Consider the following 13377-nt stretch of genomic DNA (forward strand, 5'->3'; position numbering starts at 1 on the left):
TTTTATTTCTGTTAAATATATGCGTTTTGATTAAACTTCTTTTTAAGCGAATTCAATTTGCCTGCTACACTAGCATCATATTGTAAGTCGCCCACACGTAAAATAAAACCACCTAAAATGCTTTCGTCAATAGCATTGGTTAAGGTAGCTTCACTACCGGTAAGTTGTTTTACTTTATCCAGTAATTTAGTATGCATAGCCGGTGTTAATGCGGTTGCGGTAGTTACGTGAGCTACTTTAATATTTTGATCTTCATCATACAAACGAATAAATTGCTTTACTACATCTTGTATAAGAGCTATGCGACCATTTTCTATAAGTACAGCAAAGGTGTTTTGGGTGATGGCATTAACGTTTGTAAAAATCTGATTTAAAATCGCTTGTTTATCACTTGCCTTTACCACAGGGCTCTTAAGGATATTAGCTAAATTTTTATTTTCTTTTAGCGTATTCTCTAGTAAACGAAAATCTGAATTCACTTCTTTTAATACCGCCTTTTCTTTAGCTAATTCTAAAATTGCTTTGGCATAGCGTTGTGCTGCTCTAGTATTGGCCATAGTTTTTATTAATTTAGCTTCACATCGGCTAGCATATTATCAACTAACTGCATGTGATTTTCTTGGCTGTTTAATTCTTTTTTTACTACTTTTTCTGCGATTTCGATTGACAATTCGGCTACTTGCTGTTTGATTTCGCTCAGTGCGGCTTGTTTCTCTTGTGCAATCGCCTCTTGTGCAGCACTAATCATTTTGCTTGCCTTTAGCTCTGCTTCTGTGCTGGCTTCGTTGATCATTCGTTCTTTAATCGCACGCGCTTCTTTAAGCATTTTATCACGCTCTTCACGCGCTTCCTTTAATAGTTTCTCGTTGTTCGCCTTTAAGTTTTGCATTTCTAAACGTGCTTTTTCGGCAGCGTCTAGGGCATCATTAATAGAGTCTTCTCTTTTCTTTATGGAATCAAGGATAGGTCTCCAAGCAAATTTGGCTAAAAGAAATATTAAAATTAAGGTGACAACCGTTTGCCACACAAATAATCCAAAATCTGGTTTAATTAAATCCATAGGTTTTTATACTATCTAAAATTAATTTAATTTTTTTTAGAAACACTTCTTTTTAACCAACCGTTAAAAAGAAGTGTTTTTTCAAAAGGCTTATTTTAACACCCCTAATAAGGCTGCTACTACACCAAATAACGCCACCCCTTCTACAAGAGCTGCCGCAATAATCATTGCTGTTTGGATTTTGTTTGCTGCTTCTGGTTGACGAGCGATAGCCTCCATTGCGGCTGCACCAATCTTACCAACACCAAATGCTGCTCCAAAAACTGCTAATCCAGCTCCTAAAGCTGCCAATCCTACATATAATAATTCCATAGTAAAAAAAATTAAAAAATTAAAAAATTAAAATTAATGATGTTCATGTTCTTCAACGGCCACTCCAATAAAAAGGGCCGATAGCATGGTAAAAATAAAAGCTTGTAAAAATGCTACTAATAGCTCTAATACCATTATAAATAAGGCGAATGGAACCGAAATTCCGGCTACACCTACATTTTCTAAAATAAAAATTAAGCCTAATAAACTTAAAATAATAATATGCCCCGCCGTGATATTCGCAAATAGACGTATCATTAAGGCAATTGGTTTTATGAATAAACCAATCAACTCAATTGGTGCTAATAATATTTTAACAGGCACTGGTACACCGGGCATCCAGAATATATGCGCCCAGTAGTCTTTATTACCGTTGATTAAGATCAAAATCAGGGTAAATAATCCTAAAGCAACCGTAACCGAAATATTTCCAGTAACGTTTGCTGCCCCAGGCAAAAGCCCTAATAAATTGGTAATCCAAATAAAGAAAAATACGGTTAGTAAGAACGGCATAAATTTCATATACTTTTTCTTACCAATATTTGGTATTGCGATGTCATCACGAACAAACAAAACCAATGCTTCCAAGGCATTATTAAGGCCCTTTGGCGCTTTGTCGCTCTTTTTATGGTGACGCGCTAGACTAAAGAAGAAAATCAGCATTACTATTACCGTTAAAAACATAGCCGCTACGTTTTTGGTTACCGATAAATCAGTTGGAGCTGCAGCATTATTAGGGTAATGGTCTTCGCCAAAACTTAGTTTTTCTTCACCTGCATTAAGTTGATAAATTGTCTCGTGATAATTAACAAAGCGCTTACCGTCTTTCTCTACCACAACTTCGCCTTCAATATCGTGATGAAATTCACTAGACATAAAAGAAACCACTCCGTCTTCAGTATAAAGAATTACGGGTAATGGCAAGGTGTATGAGTTATCACCACTTCCTAAAAAGTGCCATCCATGCGCATCGCCAATATGATGCATTATCATGTCTGTAGGGTTAAACTGCTTTTCAGCTTCAGAATTTGATTCTTTAGCCAATGAGTTAAAAGGGATCGCAGTTAAGGTTATTGCTAGTGCAATTAGAAACTTAAACGATTTAAATGTTGTCATCATAGCTGATCAACTTAATGGATTGCGCTTAAAAAATTTTGTGCAAAGATAGTCTTTTATAACTTATTTAAAAGACTTGTAATTAAATTTTTTATACAGGCTGTAAGACAATACTAGATGAAGCGTATTTTTGGTTTAAGGACTTCGTTTTCAGTTAACAAGAATTAAATGGAGTTACAGGTTGGCCTAATTCCTGAAGTCCAAATCTCTTAGCTTGAGTTGAAGAGTGGTTTGGCCGTTCCATTCGTTTTCTTCTAAGCTATAAACTGCAGAGCAGCTTTTTGCCTTCCGTAGGTTATGGTGGTACTTACCTAAATTAAATCCTATCCCAGAAAAGATATAGGTACTGCCCCTTTGGTTAAGACTGCATTTAAGGTGATTTTTATCTGCTCCTACTTGTTTAGAAAACCCATTTTCTTTTAAATTTTCAGTCATAAAGATTGGGGCCGGATTTCCTGGACCGAAAGGCGCAAATTGGCTCAGGATTCTATAAAATTTTGGAGTTACTGATTTGAAATCTAGTTTTAAATCGATGTTTATTTCGGGTTCTAATAATTTTGGGTTGATTTGCTGTTGTACGACTTGTTCAAATTTTTGTTTAAAAAGGCTGTAATTCTCTTCTTTCAAGGTTAGGCCTGCAGCATATTTATGGCCTCCAAACTGCTCAATAAAATCTTGACAGGCCTCTAAAGCCGCATATAAATCAAATCCATTTACAGATCTCGCCGAGGCGGCTAATTTTTCTCCGCTTTTTGTAAACACTAAAGTGGGTCTGTAATAGGTCTCGGTCAAACGCGATGCCACTATTCCTATTACTCCTTTGTGCCAATTTTTTTGATAAACTACTGTGGTTGTTCTTTCTTCTTCTTTTAAACTTTTTATTTGACTTAGTGCCTCTTGAGTTATTTTTTTATCTGTTTCTCGACGGTCTTGGTTAAATCTATCAATGGCTTGAGCCATTTCTTGTGCTTCTTTTGGGTCGGTTGTAAGCATTAGATCCACCGCGCGTAAGGCGTGTTCCATTCTTCCTGCAGCATTTATTCGGGGTGCAATGATAAATACAACATCGGTTATGCTTAGATTTTTTTTATTGATTTCTTTAATAATTGCTTGGAAACCAACACGAGGCGAGCTGTTGATCACTTGCAAACCATAATAAGCTAAAATTCTATTTTCTCCTGTTATGGGTACAATATCTGCGCCAATAGCTGTAGCTACAAGATCTAAATAGGGGGTTAAAAATTCTATACCTCTACCTTGGTTTTTTTCTAAAGCTTGTATTAATTTGAAACCAACTCCACATCCGCAAAGTTCTTTATAAGGGTAATTACAATCGGGTCGTTTAGGATTTAAAACGGCAGCTGCTTTTGGTATTTCGGGTCCTGGTCTGTGGTGATCGCAAATAATGAAGTCTAACCCTTTCTTTTGCGCATAGTCTACCTTATCTACCGCTTTGATACCACAATCTAAGGCAATAATTAAATCGAATTCATTATCGTGTGCAAAATTAATACCTTGATAAGAAATACCATAACCTTCTTTGTACCTATCAGGGATATAACAAACTACATTTTCTGTATAATTGCGTAAATAAGAACTCATTAATGCAACACTTGTAGTACCATCTACATCATAATCTCCGTATACAAGAATTCTTTGATTAAGCTTTATGGCTTGTTCAATTCTGTTTACAGCGATATCCATGTCTTGCATTAAAAATGGGTCGTGCAGGTCGGCTAGGCTTGGTCTAAAAAAAGCTTTGGCTTGCTCAAAATTTTCAATTCCGCGCTGAACCAATAAAGTGGCAATATTCTGGTCTACTTGAAGTGCCTCTTGTAGTTGTTTGACCTTATCAATATCGGGTATTGGTTTTAATGTCCAGCGCATTTTTATGGATTTGAACAGATAAAGTTACAAAACTTTATGCTGTATATATTGTCTTATATAAGGAATTGCATCTTTTTCGAACCAAGGGTTTTTGCTTCGCCAAAATCGGTTTACGGGAGAAGGATGTGGTAAAGGTAAATATTGAGGAAGGTAATCTTTATAATTTTCAACCTTTTGGGTTAAATTTTTTTTTGCGCCAAGGTAATATTTACATGCGTGCGCCCCAATGAGTATTTTTAAAGGTTGTTTTTTAAAAGCGCTCAATATGCTTTTGTGCCACAAAGGCGCGCATTCTTTTCTAGGCGGTAAGTCACCAGTTTTGGCTTTGCCAGGATAACAAAAGCCCATGGGCATCACGCCAAAGTTATCGGTATTATAAAATTGCTCTTCTGAAACCTCAAGCCATTCTCTTAATTTTCTGCCACTAGGATCGTTCCAATCAATACCGGTGTTGTGAACAGCTCTTCCTGGAGCCTGACTTATCAACAGAATTTTTGTATTTTGATTGAAGCGTACTATGGGTTTGGCACCAAGGGGTAAATTTTTTTCGCAGAAGGTACAAGAACGAATATCTTTTAATAAGTCTTTCATAAAGCAAAGCTATTTAATTACTTTTGAAAAACCATAAACAATTATGCAACAAGATACCTTAGAATTTAAGCAAATTAACCTTTTAATTTTAGGTTTGTTGATACTAGTTGGGGGCTTACTTTTACTCCTTGGTTTGCTAGGGTATGTTCTTAGTGATAGCATTATTTACCTATACATTATAATACTAGGTAATCTATTGTTAATCACTAGTTTCTTTCTTATGCGATTGCGGGAACATCAAGTTCTTTATGACCCTATTTTTATCCGCTTTAAGCTTAGAAATTATGAAAAGCAAAAAATTAAAATAACCGATATTAAATCTGCATATCTTCAGGATGATGAGCTAGTTTTGCTGTTGAATCTGGAGAAGAAACATTTTTTTTTAACATCTTATCCAAAGGAAGACCGAGTGGCACTTATAGATTTAATAAAAGCACTTATAGCACAAGCCGATTAAGAGGTTTTTCCTGCAACTATGAGAACTATTTCGCCTTTGGGTGGTTTCTCGGTATAATGTTTGGTTAATTCTGTTAAACTGCCTCTTTGAGTTTCTTCGTGCATTTTTGAAATTTCTCTCGAAATACTGGCTAATCGCCCTTCTCCTAGGTGTTCGGCAAGATGGTTTAGGGTCTTAAGCAACTTATGAGGAGATTCATAAAATACCATTGTTCTAGTTTCTTCGCTTAAAAACTTTAAGCGGGTTTGTCTTCCTTTTTTGACGGGTAAAAAACCTTCGAACACAAACTTGTCATTTGGTAATCCGCTATTGACTAATGCGGGAACAAAAGCCGTAGCTCCTGGTAGACAGTCTACTTCTATGCCGGCCTCAATACAAGCTCGGGTGAGCAGGAAACCAGGGTCAGAAATGGCAGGTGTGCCCGCGTCGCTAATGAGTGCGGCGGTTTCACCATTTAAAATACGATCAACTATTTTGGCTGTAGTTTTATGTTCATTATGCATATGATGGCTATGCATGGGAGTGCTTATTTCGAAATGTTTTAGAAGTTTACCGCTTGTTCTTGTGTCTTCAGCTAAAATAAAATCGACCGTTTTTAAAATCCGTAAAGCTCTTAAGGTAATGTCTTCTAAATTTCCGATAGGGGTAGGAACTAGAAATAATTTACTCATTATATAAATTTATTTTCAATTGCATTCATAAAGCGTGATTCTATTTCTTCTTTGTTTTCCCAATGGTTATAGTCGGGTTTTACTTGTTCTTGAAGAAAACTATGCGCTTCTTGCCAATGCTCTAAGGTGTTAAGTTGAGAAATCACGCGATTATAATCGTTTGCATCGCCATCAAACAAATGTTTGATGTAGGCCAAACGGTCATTTAAACCAATCTGTATGCCTTGTTTCAAACGTTGATTGAGTGATTTTTTCTGTTCAACTTGGTTGTTGTGTGTTTTTTTAGGTTCAAATTCGGCCAACTCGCTTCCAAAAAGCATCTCTTGTTTTGGTAAAGACTGCTCTTTTTTTGTAGGGGCTGGTTGGTTGGTTTTTTCTTGTTCTTTTGTGGTGCTTATTGGTTCAAATTGAGGTAATTCATCAAAATGAACTCCAAAATCTGTGGTGTTTTCTTCGTTTTTAAGGCTAGCCTCTGTTTCAACTTTCTCTTGGTTAATTGATTTTGAAGTTTCAGATGTTTTTAAATCTGATGTGTTTTCTTCTTTTTGGGAGTCTTTTTTTGACTCAGTACTATCTTTATGATCAGATTCTGAAGTTTTCTCAATGGGCTGTTCTTGGCTGGTTGGGGTGATTTTTGTTTGGGTCTGGGTAGATTCATCAAATCTTGCCAAGCGTTCTTCAACCTGAGATTTACCAATTGTAGGTTGGTGACCTTGAAAATGTTTTTCGGTAAAAGAAAGCACGCTTAGTTTTTCATGCAATTCTGCGCTAATTGCTTTTAACTCGTGCACATCTGCTCTGTTTCGTAATTGTAAAATACGGTGTGCAAGACTCATTAACTCGGCTTCTAGTTGCTTTTTCATAACTTTCTTTATAAGTTTATTTATGCGGTGGTATTTTTATTAATTTTACTTTAAGAAAAAAGACAAAAATATATCCCATTAATTAAAGGCTGAAAAATACAAAATGTTTCTTGAAAATACAGTAAATCACGAAGAGCAATTTGGTTGGATTGAGGTTATTTGCGGTAGTATGTTTTCTGGTAAGACCGAAGAGTTGATAAGAAGATTAAAGCGCGCCCAATTTGCCAAACAAAAAGTTGAAATTTTTAAACCTGCCGTTGATACACGGTATGATGATCATTTTGTGGTATCTCACGATGAAAACGAAATACGGTCTACGCCGGTGCCTGCAGCTGCGAATATTCGCCTTCTAGCCGATGGTTGTCAAGTAGTAGGCATTGATGAAGCTCAATTTTTTGATGATGAAATTGTAAGCGTTTGCAATGATTTGGCCAATAAAGGAATAAGAGTGGTAGTTGCTGGATTAGATATGGATTTTAAAGGTAATCCTTTTGGTCCTATGCCTAATTTAATGGCCACCGCAGAATATGTGACTAAAGTACATGCGGTTTGTACGCGTACGGGAAACCTGGCGCAATATAGTTTTCGCAAAGCTGCTAGTAAAGATTTAGTGTTACTGGGAGAAACCTTAGAATACGAACCCCTAAGTCGGGCGGCTTATGTAAAGGCGATGCGAGAACAAAAGAAAAGAGAAGATTCGTCTATAATTGATAATGAAATAAGTACAGACCAAGAGCCCTTAAAATAATGTAGGAATGATAGGAGAAACAGTATTAGAAATAAATTTAAAGTCTTTAGCACATAATTTTGAATATTTAAAAAGCAAAATTAATTCTAGTACCAAAGTAATGGGCGTTGTTAAGGCCTTCGCTTATGGGAGCGAAGCAGGGGAAGTAGCGCTTAAATTACAAGATTTGGGTATAGATTTTTTTGCCGTAGCCTATACAAATGAAGGGGTTAAATTAAGAGAGGTGGGAGTTACCCAACCTATTTTGGTGCTTCATCCGCAATCTATGCATTTTGAGACCCTACTACAAAACTGTCTTACTCCTAGCATTTATAGTAAATTTGTACTTGATCAATTTATCGCTTCCGCGGAAGCGCATAAACAAAAAAATTACCCTATACACCTAAAATTGAATACCGGCTTTAATCGTTTGGGTTTTGCCAATAAAGAGTTGGATGGGGTGATTAAAAAGTTAAAAACCTCTAAGGCTGTTCAGGTTGAGGGCATTTATTCTCATCTAGCGGCCAGTGAAGACTTAGAAGAGAAAGAATTTTCCCGTTCACAGATCTATAAGTATGAGGCAATGAGTGAGCAATTAATCAATCAATTGGGATATAAGCCTTTAAAGCATTTGTGTAATACTAGTGGTATATTAAATTACCCAGAAGCGCACCATGATATGGTTCGCACAGGTATTGGTTTGCATGGTTATAGTAATGACTTTGCGGTTGATGCTGCACTTAAGCCTATAGCTACTTTAAAAACAATAATTTCACAGATTCATGAAGTGCAACCAGGTGAATCTGTAGGGTATAATCGCAAATTTATAGCAGAAAAATTTACTAAGACAGCAACCCTCCCTCTCGGTCACGCCGATGGGATTAACCGAATTTATGGAAAGGGCAAAAATTATGTTTCTATAAATGGAGAGAAAGCACCCATCATAGGAAGCGTTTGTATGGATATGATTATGATAGATGTTACCCATATTAATTGCAAAGAGGGCGATGAGGTAATTGTTTTTGGCCCCGAATTAAGTGCTGAAGTATTTGCTAATTTGGCAGGTAGTATATCTTATGAACTGATTACTTCGGTATCTCAACGCATTAGGCGCAAAATTATACATTAAATTCAAATTTTTTATTAAATTGCTTTATTAACCTTAATTAAATAGTATGAGTTTTTTTAGCGATTTTAAGAAGTTCCTTATGAAAGGAGACATTGTAGCACTGGCCACAGCGGTGGTTATTGGTGCTGCCTTCAAAACCATTGTTGATTCTGTGGTTAAAGATGTAATAACGCCAATAATTGGTGTAATTACAGGGGGTACAGATTTTACCCAAAAATTCATTGCTTTAGATGGGGCAACTTATGCGAGTCTAGAGGCTGCTAATGAAGCCAACGCAGCAGTAATTACCTATGGTAATTTAATTCAAGCAATTATTAATTTTATAATTGTAGGTTTGTTTATTTTCTTGTTTTTAAGAGCTTATGAGAAAACAAAGAAGAAAGAGGAGGCAAAACCAGCAGCACCCAAAGGCCCTAGTCAAGAAGAGTTGCTTATTGAGATAAGAGACGAGCTGCGTAAAAAATAAGGTTTATTCTTAATTAAACAGTAGATAATTTGAAACCCTAAAAACCAGATTTTTAGGGTTTTTTGTTTTTTAAAAGTAAACGAAAATTTGTAAAATAGTATATTTGCTCGCATAACCCCAAATAAAATACAATGAGATTAGCTGTTGTTGGTGCCACTGGTATGGTAGGCCAAGTAATTTTAGAAGTTTTACAAGAACGCAATTTTCCCCTTACCGAATTGATTCCCGTAGCCTCAGAAAGATCGGTTGGAAAATCTATAGTTTTTAAGAAAAAAGAATATCCTATTGTAGGCTTGCAGACCGCTTTAGAGAAGCAACCAGACATTGCTCTTTTTTCTGCCGGTGGAGATACTTCGTTGCTTTGGGCGCCAAGGTTTGCCGAGATAGGAACTAGAGTTATCGATAACTCTTCGGCTTGGAGAATGGACGCCACAAAAAAACTTATTGTTCCCGAAATTAACGCTAGCCAGCTTACCAAGGAAGATTTTATTATAGCCAACCCAAATTGTTCCACGGTACAATTGGTAATGGTATTAAGTCCGTTACATCAAAGATTTAGAGTGAGGCGGGTAATCGTTTCTACCTATCAATCTATTACAGGAACTGGCGTAAAAGCGGTTCAGCAGTTGGAGAACGAGATGCAATCTAAAAATGGGGAGATGGCATATCCTTATCCTATACACCAAAATGCTATTCCGCATTGCGATGTGTTTTTAGAAAACGATTACACTAAAGAAGAAATGAAACTCACGCAAGAAACCAAAAAAATATTACAAGATGAAAATGTTTTGGTTTCGGCTACTGCTGTGCGAATTCCCGTTGTAGGCGGCCATAGTGAAGCGGTTAATATTGAATTTGAGAAAACGGTTAGTGTGGGCGATATTAAAGCTGCTTTGCAAGAAACACCGGGCGTTCAACTTCAAGATAATCCAGATGTTAATGCTTATCCTATGCCGGTTTATGCACAAGGTAAAGACGAGGTTTTTGTAGGCCGTATACGTGCCGATCATTCCCATTCTCATGCTATTAATATGTGGATCGTTGCCGATAATTTAAGAAAAGGGGCTGCAACCAACGCAGTGCAAATAGCCGAATATTTAATTGCGCAAAATTTAGTCTAAAAAGTAGATATAGAAAAAGGTTTGCTGCCTAAGAAATGTTTTCAGTTCTATTGAATTTAAGATAATTTTATAAAAATTGATTTTTTATTGATTATTTTTGCTGCAAGATGAGTAATGGTGTCAAAAATATAGTAACTACATTTTTGCTAGGAATTTTTGTAATGCTCCAGTTCGGAGTTTTGCATAATGTTTCTCACAAAGATGACTTAAGCAATGGTCACGACTGTGTTTGGTGTCAGCTTTCTCACGCCCAAAAAACACCAGTTGCTAGTCATGATACATTTTTCGAATATCATCTTGAATCTCCCGTCTTCCGCCTTGAGCGAGAAAAAATAGTGGAGCACGCAAATTTGCTTTATCAAAAGCTACCGGTTTGTGGATTAAAAAACAAACCCCCTCCTTATTTAATTTAGTTTTCGTTTAGAACTTTTTTATCAATACATCGGGCTTCGATTCGGTTGTATTGCAGTACAATTTACGCTAAGCTATTATATTAATGGTGTGCTTGTTTATTGCTATTAATAACATACCGTAAATTAAATCAAACATAATTAATTAAATATGAAGTTTTTTGTTCAACTACTTCTGTTTTCTGCAAGCTATTTTGTCTATAGTCAATCTTGCTCATTCAGTTTAGAAGGCAAGGTAATTGATTTTCACGACGGGCAAGCCTTAGCCAATGCAAAAGTAGAATTGTTAAATACCAATCAAATAATATACACTAACGCTAAGGGCGAATTTAAATTTGAAGAGGTATGCGAGGGAGCTCAAAATCTACGCGTCAACCATCCTGATTGTCAAGAACTAATCTACCCAATTTTGATAGAACGAAACACTAAGACCACCATTTACTTAGAACATCATTTAGAGGAGTTAGAAGTGGTAAGCTTGGTAGGCAAAATTAATAGAGATCAAACAAAATCTAACCCTAGTGTTGTGGTAGATCGAGCCGTTTTAGACAAACACAGAGGTGGGAGTTTGGGGGATGCCTTGCAAGAAATAGCTGGAGTTTCCTCTTTGACTACGGGAAATAGTATTGTAAAACCCGTTATTCAAGGATTACATAGTAGCAGAGTTTTATTGATGCAAAACAACGTACGTTTAGAAAACCAAGATTGGGGGGTAGAACACGCACCTAGTATTGCTATGCAAGCCGCCCAAGAAGTAGAGATGGTTAAAGGGGCGTCTGCTTTGGCCCTTGGAGGGGATGCTTTAGGAGGAGCCATAATTACTTCACCAGCAAAAATACCTGTAAAAGATACCCTTTACGGTTATACTGGTCTTGTAGCTGCCAGTAATGGTAGAGGAGGGGGTTTACATACCCAGCTTACCAGGTCTTTTGAGAAGGGATGGTATGCTCAGGCAGATGCGTCGTTTAAACGCTTTGGCGATGCAAAGGCGCCAGATAATTTTTTAGCGAATACCGGCCATTTAGAGAAGGCTCTAAGTTTAAGAGGTGGTTTAAATAAATTTGTACAAGGCTTTGAGGTTTACTATAGCTATTACCAAAGCGAAAACGGTATTTTAAGAGATGCTCATATTGGTAATGTGTCTGATTTAATCAGAGCGATTAATCGAGAGAAACCTTTAAGATCGAGCGGCTTTTCTTATAAGATAAATGAACCCAAACAATCGGTAACCCATCATTTAGCCAAGCTGTCTTATTACAGAAGGTTGGAGAATATAGGTAAAATAAAAATGCATTATGCCTATCAGGAAAACAATAGATTAGAGTATGACATCCGTCGAGGTGATGATGCAGGAAAAGCCTCACTAGATCTTAATTTGAAAACCCATGAGTTTCAAACAAATTTGCAGGTTGATTACGACAAAAATTATGATGTCAACGCGGGAGTGGTTCTGACCTATCAAGATAATTTTGCCAATCCCCTTACTGGTGTTAAACGCTTAATTCCAGATTACAAGCAGTACAAGGTAGGGGGTTATATCACAGGAAATTATAAATGGGATGAATACTGGACTGCAGAAGCAGGTCTGCGTTTTGATTATACACATCTCGATGCTCAAAAATTTTACCTGAAAACGAGTTGGGATAAAAAAGGATACCAGCAAGATTTTTCTAATATTATAGTAGCAGATTTTGGAACGCAGTACTTAACCAATCCTAAATTTGATTTTCAAAACTTTTCGTGGATTGGAGGTTTGAAATATGAACAAAATAATTTTGAAGCCAGTTTTAATTATACAAGAGGGCAGCGTGCACCAAATGTAGCCGAATTATTTTCGGATGGATTACACCATTCAGCAGCTATTATTGAATTGGGCGACTTGCGATTTAAACCCGAAACATCACATAAAATAAGTCTTAACTTAGCCCAAGACCTAAATGCGTTTAGCTTCGTGGCTAATCCTTATTTAAATAGGTTTACAGATTTTATCACTTTAGTTCCAAAGGGGCTAGAAACCACTGTTAGAGGTGCTTTTCCAGTCTGGGAATACGAACAGGTAGATGCCTTGTTGTGGGGAATAGATGCCCAGGCCAATTACAGAATAGCCAGAAATTTTGAAAGCCAAGTTAGTTTTGCTTATTTGGTAGGACGTGATCTAGATGCAGATAATTATCTAAACGAGATGCCCGCGCCTAATTTTTTGTATCAGCTAACCTATAAGCGGGAAAATTGGAAAGATTTTCAAATGACTGTCCAAGCTAAACATAGCCTAAGACAACATAATTATCCTAATAATAATTTTTACTATGAAGTGCTTAACGAAGGTAACTATGAGGAGGTACTGGTCGATATAAGTACGCCGCCAGAAGCCTATATCCTTTTTGGTTTTGAATCGTCTGCGCGCTTTACACCTTTTAATACAGGCAACTTAGAAGTAAATTTCCAAGTTCAAAATATATTGAATACTCAATACAACGATTATTTAAACAGATTGCGTTATTATGCCTATCAACCGGGACGCAATTTTATTCTTAACCTTACCTATAATTATTAATTTTAAATTTAAA

14 protein-coding genes are annotated in these 13377 nt (G+C 36.5%); 6 read left to right on the forward strand and 8 right to left on the reverse strand.

What is annotated here, in order from left to right:
- Nucleotides 1-11 precede the first annotated feature (11 nt).
- The 6 genes from atpH to FT993_RS07435 form a co-directional block, all read right to left on the reverse strand.
- Nucleotides 12-557, reverse strand: coding sequence for an ATP synthase F1 subunit delta (gene atpH / locus FT993_RS07410; protein ID WP_147861904.1), 546 nt, complete (start codon nucleotides 555-557; stop codon nucleotides 12-14).
- Nucleotides 558-565: 8 nt separating this feature from the next.
- A complete protein-coding gene (locus FT993_RS07415; protein WP_147861905.1) occupies nucleotides 566-1060 on the reverse strand; it encodes a F0F1 ATP synthase subunit B in 495 nt (164 codons plus the stop codon).
- A 90-nt stretch (nucleotides 1061-1150) separates the two neighbouring features.
- The gene (gene atpE / locus FT993_RS07420) at nucleotides 1151-1372 is read right to left on the reverse strand and encodes an ATP synthase F0 subunit C (protein WP_147861906.1); all 222 of its coding nucleotides are present in this window, start codon (nucleotides 1370-1372) and stop codon (nucleotides 1151-1153) included.
- Between the two features lie 33 nt (nucleotides 1373-1405).
- Nucleotides 1406-2488, reverse strand: a complete 1083-nt coding sequence (gene atpB / locus FT993_RS07425) for a F0F1 ATP synthase subunit A (protein ID WP_147862020.1) — start codon at nucleotides 2486-2488, stop codon at nucleotides 1406-1408.
- Between the two features lie 186 nt (nucleotides 2489-2674).
- Nucleotides 2675-4375, reverse strand: a complete 1701-nt coding sequence (gene recJ / locus FT993_RS07430; protein ID WP_147861907.1) for a single-stranded-DNA-specific exonuclease RecJ — start codon at nucleotides 4373-4375, stop codon at nucleotides 2675-2677.
- Nucleotides 4376-4399: 24 nt separating this feature from the next.
- Nucleotides 4400-4966, reverse strand: a complete 567-nt coding sequence (locus FT993_RS07435; RefSeq protein ID WP_147861908.1) for a uracil-DNA glycosylase family protein — start codon at nucleotides 4964-4966, stop codon at nucleotides 4400-4402.
- A gap of 43 nt (nucleotides 4967-5009) precedes the next feature.
- Between FT993_RS07435 and FT993_RS07440 the strand changes: the two genes are divergently transcribed.
- Nucleotides 5010-5423 carry a hypothetical protein gene (locus FT993_RS07440; protein WP_147861909.1) on the forward strand — a complete coding sequence of 138 codons (414 nt, stop codon included), beginning with the start codon at nucleotides 5010-5012 and terminating at the stop codon, nucleotides 5421-5423.
- Here the strand turns inward: FT993_RS07440 and rsmI are convergent.
- Both rsmI and FT993_RS07450 read right to left on the reverse strand, forming a co-directional pair.
- Nucleotides 5420-6094, reverse strand: coding sequence for a 16S rRNA (cytidine(1402)-2'-O)-methyltransferase (rsmI, locus tag FT993_RS07445; RefSeq protein ID WP_147861910.1), 675 nt, complete (start codon nucleotides 6092-6094; stop codon nucleotides 5420-5422). The genes FT993_RS07440 and rsmI overlap by 4 nt on opposite strands.
- Nucleotides 6094-6957 carry a hypothetical protein gene (locus FT993_RS07450; protein WP_147861911.1) on the reverse strand — a complete coding sequence of 288 codons (864 nt, stop codon included), beginning with the start codon at nucleotides 6955-6957 and terminating at the stop codon, nucleotides 6094-6096. Before FT993_RS07450 ends, rsmI begins: the two co-directional genes overlap by 1 nt.
- A 103-nt stretch (nucleotides 6958-7060) precedes the next feature.
- On the opposite strand from FT993_RS07450, the gene FT993_RS07455 reads away from it, so the two are divergent.
- The 5 genes from FT993_RS07455 to FT993_RS07475 all read left to right on the forward strand — a co-directional run bounded on the left by FT993_RS07455 (nucleotide 7061) and on the right by FT993_RS07475 (nucleotide 13364).
- Nucleotides 7061-7705 (forward strand): thymidine kinase, encoded by a 645-nt coding sequence (locus FT993_RS07455; protein WP_147861912.1) that lies wholly within the window; start codon nucleotides 7061-7063, stop codon nucleotides 7703-7705.
- A 7-nt stretch (nucleotides 7706-7712) separates the two neighbouring features.
- Nucleotides 7713-8813 carry an alanine racemase gene (gene alr / locus FT993_RS07460; RefSeq protein ID WP_147861913.1) on the forward strand — a complete coding sequence of 367 codons (1101 nt, stop codon included), beginning with the start codon at nucleotides 7713-7715 and terminating at the stop codon, nucleotides 8811-8813.
- Nucleotides 8814-8859: 46 nt separating this feature from the next.
- Nucleotides 8860-9279 carry a large conductance mechanosensitive channel protein MscL gene (gene mscL, locus FT993_RS07465; RefSeq protein WP_147861914.1) on the forward strand — a complete coding sequence of 140 codons (420 nt, stop codon included), beginning with the start codon at nucleotides 8860-8862 and terminating at the stop codon, nucleotides 9277-9279.
- 131 nt (nucleotides 9280-9410) lie between these two features.
- Nucleotides 9411-10400: an aspartate-semialdehyde dehydrogenase gene (locus FT993_RS07470; protein ID WP_147861915.1), complete on the forward strand. Its 990-nt coding sequence runs from the start codon at nucleotides 9411-9413 to the stop codon at nucleotides 10398-10400.
- Nucleotides 10401-10961: 561 nt separating this feature from the next.
- Entirely contained in the window at nucleotides 10962-13364 is a 2403-nt protein-coding gene (locus FT993_RS07475; protein WP_147861916.1) for a TonB-dependent receptor domain-containing protein, read from the forward strand.
- The last annotated feature ends 13 nt before the right edge of the window (nucleotides 13365-13377 follow it).

Source organism: Mesonia sp. HuA40, from assembly GCF_008017835.1.
Taxonomy (GTDB): Bacteria; Bacteroidota; Bacteroidia; order Flavobacteriales; family Flavobacteriaceae; genus Mesonia.